Origin of the sequence: Streptomyces sp. B3I8, from assembly GCF_030816915.1 — a bacterium.
Taxonomy (GTDB): Bacteria; Actinomycetota; Actinomycetes; order Streptomycetales; family Streptomycetaceae; genus Streptomyces.
Genome location: NZ_JAUSYN010000002.1, coordinates 6,268,590 through 6,284,287, shown reverse-complemented (window position 1 = coordinate 6,284,287; position 15,698 = coordinate 6,268,590). Strand labels below are relative to the sequence as shown.

Genomic DNA, 15,698 nt, shown 5'->3' with positions numbered 1-15,698 from the left:
GGCCCAGGATAGTCCCGCCGCTCACCCGTCCCCGGCCGCGCTCCGATGTCCACTGTGCGGGTGCGGTGGGACGTCCTTGCGGGCGCGGCTGGGCTGGACGCGTGTGGGCTCGCCGGGCATCTTCGGGTACTCGGGCGGGTACGGCAGGTCGCCGAGGCCGTGGTCGTGCTCGTCGCGGCGGGCGAGTTCGAGGAGGGCGTCCAGGGAGTAGGCGTGGTCGTCCATGTCCGCGTGGACGTCGCCGAGTCCGGCGAAGCGGCCGGGCATGGTCCCCAGGTCGAAGTCGCGGGGGCGGGCGTCGGGGACCTCCTCCCAGCGCAGCGGGGCGGAGACGGGGGCGTGCGGCTTGGGGCGTACCGAGTAGGCGGAGGCGATGGTGCGGTCGCGGGCGGTCTGGTTGTAGTCGACGAAGATCTTCTCGCCCCGCTCCTCCTTCCACCAGGCGGTGGTGACCCGCTCCGGCATCCGGCGCTCCACCTCGCGCGCGACGGCGATGGCGGCGCGGCGGACCTGGGTGAAGGTCCAGCGCGGTTCGATCGGCACGAAGACGTGCAGTCCCCGGCCGCCGGAGGTCTTGGGCCAGCCGCGCAGCCCGCCGAACTCCTCCAGTACGGCACGGAGTTCGTGCGCGGCGTGGACTGCCTCGGGGTAGCCGGTGCCGGGCTGCGGGTCGAGGTCGATCCGGAGTTCGTCGGGGCGGTCGACGTCCGTGCGGCGCACCGGCCAGGGGTGGAAGGTGAGGGTGCCGTACTGGGCGGCCCACAGCACGGCGGCCTCCTCGGTGGGGCACATCTCGTCGGCGCTGCGGCCGCTGGGGAAGGTGATGTGGGCGGTGGGGATCCAGTCGGGCATGCTCTTGGGCGCCCGCTTCTGGTAGAACCACTCGCCGTCGACGCCGTCCGGGTACCGCTGCAGGGTGGTGGGCCGGTCGCGCAGGGCACGCAGGATGCCGGGGGCGACGGCCTGGTAGTAGCGCGCGACGTCCAACTTGGTGAAGCCACGCTCCGGGAAGAACACCTTGTCCGGACTGGACAGCCGTACGGTCCGCCCCGCCACCCGCAGTTCCACCGCTTCGCCCATGCGAGCCACGGTAGGCGTACACCGCATACCTCGCACACCGGGCGAAGGGGTACGTACGGCCGCAGAATCGGGGGCATGGACCTGCCGGTGATGCCTCCCGTTCTGCCGATGCTCGCCAAGTCCGTGGCGCGGATCCCGCCGGACATGAGTTACGAGGCGAAGTGGGACGGGTTCCGGGCGATCGTGTTCCGCGACGGCGCCGAGATCGAGCTGGGCAGCCGCAATGCCAAGCCGCTGACCAGGTACTTCCCCGAGCTGGTGGCGGCGCTGCGGGAGCGGCTGCCCGAGCGGTGCGTGCTGGACGGGGAGATCGTGGTCGCCCGTGGCGGGCGGCTGGACTTCGACGCGCTGAGCGAGCGCATCCACCCGGCGGCCTCGCGGGTGCGCACGCTCGCGGAGCGCACGCCGGCCTCATTCGTCGCGTTCGACCTGCTGGCGCTGGACGACGAGGCGCTGCTGGACGCCCCGCTCACGGACCGGCGCGCGCTGCTGGAGCGGGCGCTGGCGGGTGTCTCCGCACCGGTGCACCTGGCGCCCGCGACCCGGGACCGGGCGGAGGCCGAGCGCTGGTTCGAGCAGTTCGAGGGGGCGGGGCTCGACGGGGTGGTGGCCAAGCCGCTGACGCTGCGGTACCGGCCGGACGAGCGTGCCATGTTCAAGATCAAGCACGAGCGGACGGCCGATGTGGTGGTGGCCGGGTACCGCTTCCACAAGAGCGGCCCCGTGGTCGGCTCGCTGCTGCTCGGGCTGCACGACGGGGCGGGGGTGCTGCAGCACGTGGGAGTGTGCGCGGCGTTCACGGCGAAGCGGCGGGCGGAGCTGGTGGAGGAGCTGGAGCCGTTGCGGATGGCGGACGCGGCGGGGCACCCGTGGGCGGCGTGGGGCGACGAGGCGGCACACGCGTCGGCGCGGATGCCGGGGGCGCCGAGCCGGTGGTCGGGGACCAAGGACCTGTCGTGGGTGCCGGTACGGCCGGAACTGGTGGCGGAGGTCGCGTACGACCACATGGAGAACGGGGAGCGGTTCCGCCACACGGCACGGTTCCGGCGCTGGCGGCCGGACCGGGACGCGGCGAGCTGCACGTTCGCACAGCTGGAGGAACCGGTGCGCTACGACCTGGCGGAAGTGCTGGGAAGCGGCGGCGCGGGGTGAGCCACGGGCCGGCGCGACCGGATCTGCCCCGGCGGTCAGGCGACGAACGGGAGACGGTCGGCCACGGGGCCCAGTACGGCCCGCTGCTCCTCGGTGGGGCTGCGACGCCCCGTGCCGAGCAGCAGGGCGTCCTCGTCGGAGAGCGCGGCGGGGAACGGGGCCCCGGCGACGCCCTCCAGCAGCGCCCGCGCGTGGGCGAGCCCCTCGGCGGGCGGCCCCGGCACGCCGGGCAGGTGGGCGCGCAGGTCCAGGTGGTGCAGTGTCCACTCGTAGACGTACGCCGAGAGGTAGTCCCCCGCGGTGAGGACCTCCCCCTGGGTGGCGACCCGCAGGCCGGGGTCGGCGAGCCGGGCGGCGCGGCCGGCGGCGGAGCCGACGTCGTCCAGATGGAACCTCAGCAGCCCCATGTCCTGGTAGGCGGCGGCCAGCCGGACGGTCAGCGCGGACAACGGGTCCTGGCCGGGCGGATCGTCCGGCGCCGCCGGGTCGTCGATCGTCCAGTAGGTCACCGCGTCCCGGGTGGGCGCGGCCGCGGTGGGCGTCGCCAGGGTGATCAGGACGTCCTGGGCATCGATGACCAGGTGGCACACCAGGTCACGCACCAGCCAGCCGGCGCACCCGGACGGGCGCGCGAAGTCCTCGTCCGGGAGCCCGGCGACCGCCGCGCGCAGCGCCTCCCAGGAGCGTGCGAAGAGTTCCACGCCGATACGGTATCGCCGGCGCCGCCCTTCGGTGGGGGCGAGGGGAGTGGTTCCACAGCCATGGGCCCACTGCCATGGCCCACGGCCCCCATGCCCCCACGGCTCTGCGCGGTAGCCCCTACGGCTTCATCAGGATCTTGATCGCACCGTCCTGCTTCTTCTGGAACATGTCGTACGCGCGGGGCGCGTCCGAGAGGGGGACGTGGTGGGTGGCGAAGTCGTCGACGCCCAGCGGATCGGCCTCCGTGAGGAGGGGGATGATGTCGTCGGTCCAGCGGCGTACGTTCGCCTGGCCCATCCGCAGCTGGATCTGCTTGTCGAAGAGGGTGAGCAGCGGCATCGGGTCCGCCTGGCCGCCGTACACGCCGGACAGCGAGATCGTGCCGCCGCGCCGCACCAGGTCGATCGCCGTGTACAGCGCGGAGAGCCGGTCGACGCTGAACCGTTCCGCGAGCTTGGAGCCGATCGCCCGCGGCAGCACGCCCGCCGCCGTCTGGGCGAGCTTCGCGGCGTGGCTGCCGTGCGCCTCGGTGCCGACGGCGTCGATGACGGCGTCCGGGCCACGGCCGCCGGTCTTCTCGCGGATCGCCTCGACGAGTTCCTTCTCGCTCTCGAAGTCGCGCAGGTCGAACGTCTCTACACCGCGCTCGCGCAGCCGTCGCAGCCGCTCGGGCACGAGGTCCACGCCGAACACCCGCTCGGCGCCCTGGTGCAGGGCGATCCGGCAGGCCATGTCCCCGATGGGTCCGAGGCCGAGCACGGCGGCGCTGCCGCCCCGCGGGACGGCCGCGTACTGGACCGCCTGCCAGGCGGTGGGCAGCACGTCGGAGAGGTAGACGAAGCGGTCGTCCGCCGGCCCCTCGGGCACCTTGATGGGCCCGAAGTGGGCCTGCGGCACGCGCAGATACTCGGCCTGGGCGCCCGGTACGGCCCCGTAGAGGCGGGTGTAGCCGAACAGCGCGGCGCCCATGCCCTCGCCGGACACCTGGGTGGTCTCGCACTGCGTGTACAGGCCCGTGCCGCACATCCAGCAGTGCCCGCAGGCGATCTGGAACGGTACGACCACGCGGTCCCCGGGCCGCAGGTTCGTCACCTCGGGGCCGACCTCCTCGACGATGCCCATGGGCTCGTGGCCCAGGATGTCGCCCGGCGTCATGAACGGCGTCAGCACCTCGTACAGGTGCAGGTCGGAGCCGCACAGGCCGCTGGAGGTGATGCGGACGACCGCGTCCGTGGGCTGCTCGATGCGCGGGTCGGGCACGTCCTCGACGCGCACGTCCCGTTTGCCCTGCCACGTCACTGCCTTCATCGACTCAACCCTTTCGTCCGGTCCGCCGGGTAGGGGCTGCGGGTACCCGGGGCGCCCGGCGTGAACCCGCCCCACTTGCCCACAACGGCCGTGTCCGGGGCGCGCGGTGCGCCTCGTACGGGTATGGCAGGCATCGTATGAAGGTCACACAATTGACGGGTGACGAGGAAACGCGTGACGGGGGCGGCCCCGAGGACCGCGAGGGCACGAACCGCGAGGGCACGAACCACCGCTCTGGTCGCCGCCGCGCTGCTGGGGTCGCTGCTGGCGGCCTGCACCGGCGGGGACGGCGGCTCGGACGACGGGAGCTCCCGAAGACCCGGACGGAGCCCGGACGAGAGCGCCCGGCCCGCCGGCCCGGTGCTCGCCGTCAAGATCGACAACGTGGGCCCGGCACGCCCGCAGGCCGGGCTGGACACGGCGGACGTCGTCTTCGCGGAGCAGGTCGAGGGCGGTCTGAGCCGGCTCATGGCGCTGTACGCGACCCGGTATCCCGAGTCGGTCGGGCCGGTGCGCAGCGCGCGCGAGTCGGACCTGGAGCTGCTGCGCCAGTTCCACGAGCCGACGCTGGCCTTCTCGGGCGCCCAGCACAAGCTGCTGCCGCTGATCGACAGGGCACCGCTGCGGGCCGCGACCCCGGAGTCGGAGCCGGACGCGTTCTACCGGGCGCCGGGCCGCCCCGCACCGCACGACCTCTTCCTGCGCCCGCGCGCGCTGATGGGCTCCGCCCCGGGCGCGGACGCGCTCACCACCGGCTTCCGTTCCGGCGCCGCGCCCCCGGGCGGCACCTCCGAGTCCGCGCGCACGGTCCGGTTCCCCGCGGCCCGGTTCACCTTCACCTGGTCCGGCGACCGGCGGCGCTGGCTCGTCTCGACGGACGGCCGGCCGACCGTGACGACCGGCGGCGACCGGGTCGCCCCCGCGACGGTGGTCGTGCAGTACGTCTCCGTGCACGCCTCCCGCTTCCACGACTACCTCGGCAGCACGACGCCGTACACCGAGACCGTGGGCGCGGGCCGGGCGGAGGTGCTGCGCGACGGCCGGGCGTACGAGGGGCACTGGAAGCGGGACACCGCGACGCAGGGCACGAAGTTCACCACGCCGGACGGGGCACCGCTGAACTTCGCGAAGGGCCAGGTGTGGGTGGTCCTCGCGGAGAAACCGTGACGCCCGCGCCCGACGGTCGTCCGTGGGGGCGGCCCCACGGACGACCGCGGGGCGGGGCGCGCCCCGCGGCTCAGACCGCGCGCAGTCTCTCCGCCGCGTCGGCCACCCGGCCGATGAGGGCGAAGAACTGTTCCCGCTCCTCGTCCGACAGGGGGGCGAGGAACACCTGGTTCATCCTGGCCGTGCGGACCGTGAGCCTGCGGTGGGTGCGGACGCCCTCCTCGGTCGCGTCGAGCAGGAAGCGGCGGCCGTCCCGCGGGTCGCGGACCTTGTCGAGCAGGCCCCTGCGGCTCAGCCGGTCGATGACCTCGGCGACGGTCGAGCGGTCCAGGCCCACCCGCTCCCCCACCGTGCGCTGGTCCAGCCCCGGTTCGGCGACGAGGGTGTTGAGCACGGCGAACTGGGATGAGGTGATCTCCTCGGAGACCATCGTGTTCCACAGCAGGTAGTGCGCCTGCTGGAGCCGCCGGGCCAGGTGCCCGGGATGGGTGGAGAGGTCCACCGCGGCCATGTGTGCTCCTCGGGGTGCCGGGGGGCTGCTCGGGATTTCGTCGGTGCACTGAAGGATATCCGCGCTACGGCCACGCCGTCCGCCTGTCTCCTCGACCGGACACGAGGCCGTGACCAGCCAGTTTGCCGGTGAGGTCTTGACGACCGCCCGACAGGCTGGCAGCGTTCCTCCCCCCACCGAGCGGCACCGAGCGGCACCGAGATACTCAGTGCGCTGACTGCGTACCGGTCGAGGACAGGGAGCCGCGCGGAGGGACAAGGTGATCGCCACGGCCGAGGAGGCGGTGGCGGACATACTGGAGGGCGCGTCGCTCGCGGTGGGCGGGTTCGGGCTCGCCGGGGTGCCGAACGTGCTGATCCGGGCGATGTACGAGCGGGGCGTCGGCGGATGGGCGAAGTGCACCCTGCCGCTCACCGGCAAGGGCTACGTGGACCGCGTCGTCACCGACCGGGGCGTCCTGGAGGTCACCGCCGGCGGGCTCGTCCTCGTCGGGACCGCCCCCGGTGTGACGGCGGCGGAGATCACCGCCGCGACCGACGCCGCACTCACCCTCGCCGAGCCACTGGACGAGGGACCGAAGGAACCGAAGGAGCAGCAGTGAAGGACGTCTACATCGTCGACGCGGTCCGCACCCCGATCGGCCGCTACAACGGCGGCCTCGCCTCCGTCCGCCCGGACGACCTCGCCGCCCACACCCTCCGGGCGCTCCTCGCCCGTACCCCCGGCCTGGACCCCGCCCGGATCGAGGACGTCTACCTCGGCAACGCCAACGGCGCCGGCGAGGAGAACCGCAACGTCGCCCGCATGGCGGGACTGCTGGCCGGGCTCCCCACCTCCGTGCCCGGCGTCACCGTCAACCGGCTGTGCGCCTCCGGGCTCGAAGCCGTCGTCCAGGCCGCCCGTGCCATCGCCGTCGGCGACGCCTCCGTCGCGCTGGCCGGCGGCGTGGAGTCCATGACCCGGGCCCCCTACGTCCTGCCCAAGAACGACCGGCCCTTCCCCGCCGCCCATACCGAGCTGTACTCCACCACCCTCGGCTGGCGGATGGTCAACCCGGGCATGAACCCGCAGTGGACGATCCCCCTCGGCGAGTCGGCCGAACTCATCGCCGACAAGCACGGAATCGGCCGCGAGCAGCAGGACGAGTTCGCCCTCCACAGTCACCGCAAGGCCGCCGCCGCACAGGCCTCCGGTCTCTTCGACGCCGAGATCGCCCCGGTCACGATCCCGCGGCGCAAGGGCGACCCGGTTCTCTTCGACGCCGACGAGTCCGTCCGCGCCGACACCTCCCTGGAGGCCATGGCGAAGCTGAAGCCGTCCTTCCGCGCGGACGGGGGCACGGTCACCGCCGGCAACGCCTCACCGTTGAACGACGGCGCGGCGGCCCTGCTCCTGACCGACGAGGAGGGGTTGAAGGCCACCGGCCGCGAGCCCCTCGCGCGCGTCTCGGCCACCGGCGTGCACGCCGTCGACCCCCACTACTTCGGCCTCGCCCCCGTCGAGGCCGTCGACCGGGCGCTCGCCAAGGCCGGTCGCACCTTCGCCGACCTCGACGTGCTGGAGCTGAACGAGGCCTTCGCCGCGCAGGTCCTCGGCTGCCTCGCCGAATGGCCCGACCTCGACCCCGCCGTGCTCAACCCCCAGGGCGGCGCCCTCGCACTCGGCCACCCCCTCGGCGCCTCCGGTGCCCGCCTCGCCGGCACCGTCGCCCACCAACTCGCCCGCAGGGGCGGCGGAACCGGCGTCGCCACCCTCTGCATCGGCGTCGGCCAGGGTCTCGCACTCGTCCTCGAACGCTGAACGGCGCCACCGTCCCCGCGAGGGCCCCACGCCACCGAGGGAGCGGAGCATGGTGACGTTGACGGCGCTCGTCGCGCACGGGCATCTCGAGGAGCTCGCGATGCATGTGCGGGCGGCGCGGCGGAACGGGTTGACGGTGGAGGAGATCGGGGCGGTGCTGTCGCGGGTGGGGGTGTACTGCGGGGTGCCGGCGGCTAACTCGGCGTTCGCGGTGGCCCAACGGGTCCTGTCGGAGGAGCCGTAGGTTTTCCTCGCCCCCGCCGCCCCTTCCCGTCCCCGGGGGCTCCGCGCCCGGACCCCCAGAAGATGCGCGGTTCCCCGCGCCCCTGATCAGGGGCGCGGGGAACCGCGCGGAACGGGGCGAAGCCCGTGTCGGCGGGGGCGAGGAAAGCTACGTCCGCCGCAGCGCGGATTCCGCACGCGCCGCGACCCCGTCCGCGCCGCAGGACTTCGCCAGGGTCAGCGCCCGCTCCAGTTCCGCCCGCGACGCCGTCGCCACCCCGTACTCCAGGCGCGCCACCGCGTGCTCGTACGCGGACGGCGACGCCTCCAGATACGCCACCGCCCTCTCGTACAGCGCCACGGCCCTGCGCCCCGTCTCCAGCGCCGCGGCGCACCGCAACGCCTCCCCGATCGCCGTGTCCGTCCCGAACCGCTCCGCCTGCTGCCGCGCCGCCCCGGCGAGTTCCGCGGCCCGCCGGGCATCGGACCCGGCCACCGCCCGCGCGAGGTCCAGCGCCCACGGCGCGAGCACCGTGTTGTGGTGGCCGCGCGCACTCGCCGCCTTCTCCGCGTCCTCCAGTTCGTTGATGCCGTCCTGCGTGTGTCCGGTGGCCAGCAGCAGCCGCCCCCGCACGGAGCGGATGTCGGGCAGCACGATCGTCGACGGGTAGGGCGGCGCGAACCCGTACCGCTCGGCCGCCTCCGCCGCCTCCTCCGCGTGCCCGCGGACGAGCAGTGTGTCGACGAGACCGCAGATCGCCGACCAGTACAGGGGCAGTCCGCGGCCGACCCGCTCGGCGAGCCGGAGCGCCTCGCGCTGCGCCTCCTCGGCCTCCCGCAGCCGCCCCCGCCTGCGGTGGGCGAGCCCGACGAAGGCGTGGGCGAGCGCCAGGTGGCCGCCGCTCCAGCCGGCGCTGGTGTAGGCGTGCAGGGCTTCGGAGAAGAGGGCCTCGGCGCGGTCGAGGTGGTCGGCGTAGGCGTAGGAGCTGCCGAGCATCATCAGCAGTTCCATGCCCCACTCGCTGTCGGTCCAGCCGAGTCCGGGGGCGAGGCGGCCGTTGACGAGGGCGCGGTCGCTGAACTCCACGACCTGTTCGGCGCTCTCGCCGTGGGTCATGGCGTCGAAGCCGCGCAGGATCAATAACGCCCGTTCGGCGTTGTCCCGGCCGGTGCACGCGGCCGCGAGGTCGGCGAGACCCGTGGAGCGGGACGGGGCGCGGTCCTCGGGGGCGTGGATGCCCTCCCACATGTAGTGCACGGCCCGGAGCCGGGTCCTGGCGGGCCCGTCCGGCAGTCGCGCCGCCTCGGCGTCGACCGTGCGGACGGCCTCCTCCAGCTGGTCGTTGTGGAGCAGCGCCTGGGAGAGCCGGTGGACGGCGTCGACGCGGACGTCGCCCTCCAGGCCGGGCAGCGCGAGGGCCTCGCGGAGGTACTCGACGGTGGTCGCGGGCGAGGTGAGCAGCGTGGCACAGCCCAGTTCGTACAGGACGTGCGGGTGGACCTCGGGCGGGGGCGGCTCGGCGAGCGCGCGTTCCAGGCAGCGGCGGGCGGGGTCGGGTGCGCCGACGGAGAGGTGCTCCCGCGCGGCCTCCCGCATCTGCTCGACCAGTTCGGCGTCGTCGTCCGGGTGGACGTACATCAGGTGCCGGGAGACGGCGGCGGCGCCCATCCCGTGGTCGGCGACGACCTTGGCCGCGATGCCGTGCATGGCGGTGCGCAGCGCGGCCGGGATGGACTCGTAGATGTCGGTGGCGACCAGTGAGTGGAGGAACTCCAGCTCGTCACCGGCGGCCCGGGCGCCGGCCGTCGGACCGACCGGGGTGAGCACGCGTGCCCTGACGAGCAGGCCGGCGCAGCGTGCCGTGTCCTGCCGGTCCAGTCCGGAGAGGGGCGCCACGAGGTCGACGGTGATGCCGCTGCCGAGGATCGCGGCCGCCCAGGCGAACCGGGTGGCGTCGACGCCGAGTTGTTCGAGACGGGCGAGGAGTCCGCGGCCGCGCGCCGACTTGTGCAGTGCGCGCAGATCGGCGGCGCAGGCCTCGACGGGTTCGAGCCGGCTGTCCCGCACCTTGGCGAGGAGTTCCACGATGCCGTACGGGTTGCCGTCGGTGACGGCCCACACCTCGCGGCAGAAGGGGGCGTCGGCGTGCGCGCCGAGGGTGGCGCGGGTGAGTCCCGCGGTGGCCTCGGGGGTGAGCGGGCGGAGCGGGATCGCGGGGCGGCTCGCGCGGGCGGCCACGGCGTCGAGGTGGCGGGCGGCGGCTGTGTCGGCCTCGTCGGGCCGGCGGGCCACGACGACGAGGACGGGCAGGTCGTCGAGGCGTTCGACGAACGCGTCGAGCCAGCCGAGGGTCTCCTGGTCGGCCCAGTGCGCGTCGTCGACCAACAGCACCAGCGGCCATTCGCGGCGGGCGAGCCGGCGTACGGCGGTGACGAGGCCGTCGCACACCGCCTGCGGGTCCGGCGGACGGGCGCCGGGGTCGGCTATGCCGAGGGCGGGGCCGGAGACCTCGTACCACTCGCCGAGGTACTCGCGGGCCTCGTCCGGCATGAGCTGGACGAGCGCGGGCTGGAGGAGCTGGCGCAGCACGTTGAACGGGACGGAGGAGACGGTGGCGCCGCCGCGGGCGTACCAGACGGTGCAGCCGAGCTTCTCGGCGCGGGCGCGGACCTCGGTGAGCAGGGCGGTCTTGCCGAGGCCGGCCTCGCCGGTGAGAACGAGCACGCGGCCCGGGCCCGACGCCCCGGCCGGCGAGTCGGCGCGCAGGGTGTCCACGGCCTCCGAAACGACGCGGAGTTCCTCCTCGCGTTCCCACAGGGAGGCCGAGGGGACCGCGTCCGGCGGCACCTCCGTCATCCCGCTACCTCCCCAGGCCGCCCAAATGACGTACAGGCATTGAGCGTAGCCGCCCCGGCCGACGGAGGGGACGGCTGTCGGTCACGTGTTGCCGGTTGCCTCGGAAACGGGGTACGGGGAGGCGGGGGGATGGTATGTGGGGCGGTTCACGGTGGTTCCCCACCGCGCCGATGGCGTCGGCGGCGTCGTGAAGGGGGTGCCCTCTCATCCCGCTTTCAGGGTGTGCTCATACGGTGGGGCCATGACGCAGGTGACTCCCCCCGGGTGGTATCCCGACCCCGGGCAGAACAGTGACGGCCCCGCCACGGAGCGTTGGTGGGACGGCAACGCATGGACGGAACGCATCCGCCCCGCGGCCCCGGTCGCCCCGGGGGGTCCGACGGCGCCCGGTCCCGCCGACGCGGACCGTGCCGACGCGGGCCCACCCCCGGCGGACGGGAGCCCGGCGGACGCGGGCTCGACGGACGCGGGCCCGGCGGACGCGGGCCCGGCGGACGTAGCTCTCGGCACGCCCCCGGTACCGGCGAACCCCCCGTCGGCCGGCGCGGGGCACCCGCACGTGGGGCAGGCCGGGCCGGGACCGGTCCCGGCGGCTCCGGCCGGTGCCACTCCCGGCGCCGGCCCGGTGGCTCCGGGCTGGGGCGGGGCCCCGGTGCCGGGCCCGGGTGGTGCGTTCGGTGCCACCGCGCCGCTTCCGGCCGGTGGGTACCCGGGGGCCCACCCCGGCCCGTACCCGCCGCCGTATGGCGCGTATCCCGCGTATCCGGCGCCCGTGCCTCCCCGCCGGCGGCTGCGGATGGGGATAGCCGTGGCCGCCGCCGTGGCAGTGCTCGCCTGCATCGGGGTCGGCACGTACGTCCTGGCCAAGGACGACGGCGGCAACGGCGGCAGCAGCAGCGCGCAGGGCCCCGGTGGCGGCCGGAACGGGAACGGTGGCCGGAACGGGGGCGGCGGTCCCGAGGGCGGCCCCGGTGGCTCCGGCGGTTCTGGTGGGGAGTCGCCTGACCCGGGGCAGTCCGAGGCGCCGAAGATCGAGAGCGGCTCCGTGGCCGACCCGATCGACGGGATCAGCCTGCCGGTCCCGGACGGCTGGTACGGGCAACAGGGACAGATCGGTGCCCAGTTGTCGTCGAAGGACTCGTACAAGTGCCCCGGCGACACGTCCAAGACGTGCACGCGGGGCGGCGCGTACTCGACGCCCGCGCTCGCCCTCGGCAGCAAGGGCAGCACCGCCGAGGAGGTGGCGAAGGCGGACATCGCCGCCAACGCCAAGGAGTCCTACGGCGGCAACAGCTACGGCAGCATCACCTCGCACGAGGTGCTGGCGTCCAAGGTGGTGACCGTGGCCGGGCAGAAGGGCTACCTCGTGCGCTGGAGGGCGGTCACCAGCAAGGGCTCCGACGGCTATGTGCAGTCGCTCGCCTTCCCGTCGCCGGTGAGCGCCAAGCAGATGGTCGTGGTGCGGTTCGGCGTCGACGTGGGCCAGAAGCAGTCCCTCCTCGACGACATCACCGAGGGGATCAAGGTCTCCAAGGGCGGCGGCAGCGGTCAGGACGTCTGAGCCCCCGGGACACCCATAAGAGCGGCACAAGTCGGCCGGGTGGACCCTCTCTCCGCTCCGGAGGGGGTCCACCCGGCCGGGTGGTGCGCCGCGCCCGTCCCCACGGTGCGGCGCGCAGGCCCCCGTCCGGTCATCCCACGGACGGCGGGCCTGGTCCTAGGTGAGGCCGAGTGCCGGGAGGACCGCCGCCACCACGAAACGTTCGAGGTAGGCGCCGTCCGCGTGGCGGCCTTCGAGCAGCGGCCGGATCCTCGCCATGGCGAGGATCTGCGCCGGCACGTACGGCAGGGCGGGATGGTCGGCGCGGATCTCGCCGCGCTCGACACCGCGCCGCAGGATCGACTCCAGCATCCGCACCTCGGGCTCGATCAGCGCCTCGCGCAGCGCCTGCTGGAGCTCCTTGTCCAGTTTCACCGCGTTGCCGAGCGCGTGCATCAGCTCGGTGTCCTGTCCGGACTCCCCCGCCGCCCGCGCGACCGCCCGCAGGTCGCCGGCGAGCGATCCGGTGTCGATGCCGGCGAACCGCACGCACCGGCTGGAGCGGAGCGCGGCGGCGACGAACCGCGGTTTGTTCTGCCACTGCCGGTAGAGCGTGGACTTGCTGCAGCGGGTGCTGGCCGCGACGCCCTCCATGGTGACCGCCTCATAGCCGCATGCGCGGACCTGTTCGAGCACGGCGTCGAAGAACTCCTGCTCGCGCTCGGGGGTGAGCTTGGAGCGGCGCGAGGCGGCCCCCGGCGGGAACGCGTCCGCTGCCTGCGACGTCATGACTCCGATCCCCTCTCCTGCGTCCCACACTTCCGTGCGTCCCGCACCGCGCCGTGCTTTCCGTGGTTCTGCGCTTTGCGTGCTTTCCGTGGGTCCGTGCTCCGAGATGCCCGGTGGGCCGGTGGCGCAATCCGCGAAGCCTCGTGGTGCTCTTCACACAGTATATCGATACGCCAGTGTACCGATACGCGACCGTATCGGTACACTGGCGTATCGATGAGCTCGGAGTGATTCCTCACGGCCCGAGCTCCGTACACCGTCAGCAAAAGGACCGCGGGATGGCTTCCAGAACCGAGCCGCCGGACAGTGAACCACCCGGCAGCGGGACCGACGCGTCCGTCAGGCCGCCGCTCCTACGTGAACTTCTCCTCGTCGTCGGATTGTTCCTCGTCTACAAGGCCGGCCGGCAACTGGCCGACGGCCGTGTCGCGGAGGCATTCCGCAACGGCCACCGGGTCTGGGACCTGGAGCGGGCCGTGCGCCTGCCGGGCGAGGGGGCCGTGCAGTCCCTGCTGCTGCACGGCGACGTCCCGGCGCATGTGGCCAACACCTACTACGCGACGGTGCACTTCCCCGCCACCGTCGCCTTCCTCGCCTGGCTGTACCTGCGCCGTCCGGCGCACTACGTGTGGTCCCGCCGGATCCTCGCGCTGCTCACCGGCGCGGCACTCGCCCTTCACCTGGCCTTCCCGCTCGCCCCGCCACGGCTGCTCGGCGTGACGCAGCTGGTGGACACCGGGCAGGTCTACGGCCCCACGGTCTATGGGGCCCGTCCCGCCGCCGACACGATGGCGAACCAGTTCGCGGCGATGCCCTCGCTGCACTTCGGGTGGGCGCTGATGGTGGCGCTCGGGCTGATCGCGGCGACCCGGTCGCGGTGGCGGTGGCTGTGGCTGCTGCACCCGGCGGTGACGCTGCTGGTCATCGTCGGCACGGCGAACCACTTCTGGCTGGACTCGCTGGTCGCGGCGGCACTGCTGGGACTCGCGCTCGCGGTCGTTCCGGCACCGGCCCGGCGGTCGGGGGTGCGGGCGACCGCCGCACCCACGCCGCCGACCGGGGCCGGCGCACCGCCGGTCCCCGCCGGTGGCCGCGGGCTCGTGGGGGCGCGGCGATGAGCCCGACCGTCCTCGCCGTCGCGCTGTCCCTGGTCTCCGCCGTCGCCTACGCGGCCGCGGCGGTGGCCCAGGAACGGCTCGCCGCCCGCAGCGCGGGCGCCGGTCTCCTGCGGCTGCTCGGGCACGGCGCCTGGTGGTGGTCGGTGCTGCTCAACGCGGCGGCCGCCCTGCTGCACGTCGCCGCGCTCAAGTACGGCACCCTCACGCTGGTGCAGCCGCTGGGCGCGCTCACGCTGGTGGCCGCGGTGCCGCTGGGTGCCCGGGCGGCCGGGCGGCGGGTCACCGCGGCCGAGTGGCGCGGCACGGCACTGACCCTGGCCGGGCTGGCGGCACTGCTCGTCGCCGCGTCCGGGCCCGCCCCGGAGCGCATCCTGAGCCTGCCGCAGGCGCTCGCGGTCGCCGGGGCGACGACGGCGCTCATCGGGATGCTGGCCCGGCCCGGCGCCCGTCCCGGACTGCGGCACGCGACGGCGTCCGGGTTCGCCTCGGGGGTGGCCTCCGCCCTGACCCAGACGGTGACGGTGGCCGCGACGGACCGCTCCGAGCCGTCGCTCGGCGCGCATGTGGTCGTCGTGGCGCTGCTGGTGGCGGCGTTCGCGGCGGGCGGTCTGCTGCTGTCGCAGACGGCGTACCGGGGTGGCCTCGGGGCGCCGCTGGCGGTGGTGACCCTGGCCAATCCGGTCGCGGCGGCGGCGATCGGGGTGACGTTGCTGGACAACCGGCTGCGCAGCGGACTGGAGGGGCTGCCCGCCGGCGGCCTCGGGGCGGCGCTGGCCGCGTGGGGCGTGGTGGTGCTCTCGCACGCGGCCCGGGACGTGGCGGCGGCGCCGGACCGGGTGCCGGTGCCGGATGTGGCTGCGGTGCCGGATGGAGGGGCGGATGCGGTGACGGCGCCGGACGTGGTGGTCGTGCCGGACGAGGTGGCCGTGACTGATGCCGTGGCCGTCCCGGACGAGCACCCCGTCGCGGCCGTGCTCGCGCTGGATCCCGAGGACTGCCCGACGGAGGTCCCGACGGAGGTCCCGGCGCAGCGTCCCTCGCCTCCGCCGTCCGTGTCGGTGCCGTCCCCCAGGGGTTCGACCGTTCCCAGCCGGTGAGCGGGAGCGGGACCGGGCCACGGTGCCGGTGAGCGGACCGGGCGAGCGGGCCGGTCCCGCTCCCGTAACCGGCCCGCTCGCCCGCTCGCCCGCCGGTCGCGGAGCCTCGGGGGTCCAGGCCCAGCCGCTCCCCCCGGCACCGCGAGCCGCAGATCATCATGGTCTCGCCGGCGGCCCGCTCCTCCTCGGTGAGCACCGGGTCCCGGTGGTCCGGCACCCCTCCAGCACATCCGTCTCGCGGGTCCCTCCGGCGCCTGCCTTGCGGGAGTACAGCACCTCGACACCGGTCCCCCGCACCGCGTCCGACACCGATTCCGTCAGACGGAAGACCGCCGCGCCCGGCCGCCGCGCCCTC

General features: G+C 74.4%; 13 protein-coding genes and 4 pseudogenes. 10 read left to right on the top strand and 7 right to left on the bottom strand.

Translation table 11 applies throughout. The features are described 5' to 3' along the window. Positions 1–21: 21 nt before the first annotated feature. Positions 22–1,080 carry a non-homologous end-joining DNA ligase gene (gene ligD / locus QFZ64_RS30070; protein WP_307070610.1) on the bottom strand — a complete coding sequence of 353 codons (1,059 nt, stop codon included), beginning with the start codon at positions 1,078–1,080 and terminating at the stop codon, positions 22–24. 75 nt (positions 1,081–1,155) lie between these two features. Between ligD and QFZ64_RS30065 the strand changes: the two genes are divergently transcribed. After that, on the top strand, positions 1,156–2,232 hold the full coding sequence (locus tag QFZ64_RS30065) for an ATP-dependent DNA ligase (protein ID WP_307070609.1): 1,077 nt from the start codon (positions 1,156–1,158) through the stop codon (positions 2,230–2,232). A gap of 35 nt (positions 2,233–2,267) precedes the next feature. Here QFZ64_RS30065 and QFZ64_RS30060 read toward each other — a convergent pair whose 3' ends face one another. After that, positions 2,268–2,933, bottom strand: a complete 666-nt coding sequence (locus QFZ64_RS30060; RefSeq protein ID WP_307070608.1) for a maleylpyruvate isomerase N-terminal domain-containing protein — start codon at positions 2,931–2,933, stop codon at positions 2,268–2,270. Between the two features lie 118 nt (positions 2,934–3,051). Continuing rightward, entirely contained in the window at positions 3,052–4,242 is a 1,191-nt protein-coding gene (locus QFZ64_RS30055; protein WP_307070607.1) for a zinc-dependent alcohol dehydrogenase, read from the bottom strand. Positions 4,243–4,401: 159 nt separating this feature from the next. On the opposite strand from QFZ64_RS30055, the gene QFZ64_RS30050 reads away from it, so the two are divergent. Beyond that, positions 4,402–5,409, top strand: coding sequence for a DUF3048 domain-containing protein (locus QFZ64_RS30050; protein ID WP_307070606.1), 1,008 nt, complete (start codon positions 4,402–4,404; stop codon positions 5,407–5,409). Between the two features lie 70 nt (positions 5,410–5,479). Here QFZ64_RS30050 and QFZ64_RS30045 read toward each other — a convergent pair whose 3' ends face one another. Then, on the bottom strand, positions 5,480–5,920 hold the full coding sequence (locus QFZ64_RS30045; RefSeq protein WP_307070605.1) for a MarR family winged helix-turn-helix transcriptional regulator: 441 nt from the start codon (positions 5,918–5,920) through the stop codon (positions 5,480–5,482). 217 nt (positions 5,921–6,137) lie between these two features. On the opposite strand from QFZ64_RS30045, the pseudogene QFZ64_RS30040 reads away from it, so the two are divergent. The 4 genes and pseudogenes from QFZ64_RS30040 to QFZ64_RS30025 form a co-directional block, all read left to right on the top strand. Beyond that, a pseudogene (locus tag QFZ64_RS30040) lies at positions 6,138–6,308 on the top strand (CoA-transferase); the annotation flags it as partial. Positions 6,309–6,314: 6 nt separating this feature from the next. Then, a pseudogene (locus QFZ64_RS30035) lies at positions 6,315–6,521 on the top strand (succinyl-CoA--3-ketoacid-CoA transferase); the annotation flags it as partial. After that, a complete protein-coding gene (locus QFZ64_RS30030; RefSeq protein WP_307070604.1) occupies positions 6,518–7,720 on the top strand; it encodes a thiolase family protein in 1,203 nt (400 codons plus the stop codon). The pseudogene QFZ64_RS30035 and the gene QFZ64_RS30030, both read left to right, overlap by 4 nt. Further along, positions 7,605–7,964, top strand: coding sequence for a carboxymuconolactone decarboxylase family protein (locus QFZ64_RS30025; RefSeq protein ID WP_307070603.1), 360 nt, complete (start codon positions 7,605–7,607; stop codon positions 7,962–7,964). The genes QFZ64_RS30030 and QFZ64_RS30025 overlap by 116 nt, the downstream gene beginning before the upstream one ends. A 147-nt stretch (positions 7,965–8,111) precedes the next feature. On the opposite strand, the gene QFZ64_RS30020 is transcribed toward QFZ64_RS30025, so the two are convergent. Beyond that, positions 8,112–10,799 (bottom strand): AAA family ATPase, encoded by a 2,688-nt coding sequence (locus QFZ64_RS30020; protein ID WP_307070602.1) that lies wholly within the window; start codon positions 10,797–10,799, stop codon positions 8,112–8,114. 241 nt (positions 10,800–11,040) lie between these two features. Between QFZ64_RS30020 and QFZ64_RS30015 the strand changes: the two are divergent. Both QFZ64_RS30015 and QFZ64_RS30010 read left to right on the top strand, forming a co-directional pair. Next, positions 11,041–11,157 (top strand): annotated as a pseudogene (locus QFZ64_RS30015) (DUF2510 domain-containing protein); the annotation flags it as partial. A 294-nt stretch (positions 11,158–11,451) separates the two neighbouring features. Then, positions 11,452–12,360, top strand: coding sequence for a hypothetical protein (locus tag QFZ64_RS30010; protein ID WP_373430780.1), 909 nt, complete (start codon positions 11,452–11,454; stop codon positions 12,358–12,360). Between the two features lie 156 nt (positions 12,361–12,516). On the opposite strand, the gene QFZ64_RS30005 is transcribed toward QFZ64_RS30010, so the two are convergent. After that, positions 12,517–13,128, bottom strand: coding sequence for a TetR-like C-terminal domain-containing protein (locus QFZ64_RS30005; RefSeq protein ID WP_307070601.1), 612 nt, complete (start codon positions 13,126–13,128; stop codon positions 12,517–12,519). Positions 13,129–13,406: 278 nt separating this feature from the next. On the opposite strand from QFZ64_RS30005, the gene QFZ64_RS30000 reads away from it, so the two are divergent. Next, positions 13,407–14,246: a phosphatase PAP2 family protein gene (locus tag QFZ64_RS30000; RefSeq protein WP_307070600.1), complete on the top strand. Its 840-nt coding sequence runs from the start codon at positions 13,407–13,409 to the stop codon at positions 14,244–14,246. Beyond that, positions 14,243–15,343, top strand: coding sequence for a hypothetical protein (locus QFZ64_RS29995; protein WP_307070599.1), 1,101 nt, complete (start codon positions 14,243–14,245; stop codon positions 15,341–15,343). The genes QFZ64_RS30000 and QFZ64_RS29995 overlap by 4 nt, the downstream gene beginning before the upstream one ends. A 112-nt stretch (positions 15,344–15,455) precedes the next feature. Here the strand turns inward: QFZ64_RS29995 and QFZ64_RS29990 are convergent. Then, positions 15,456–15,655 (bottom strand): annotated as a pseudogene (locus QFZ64_RS29990) (oxidoreductase); the annotation flags it as partial. Positions 15,656–15,698 lie beyond the last annotated feature (43 nt).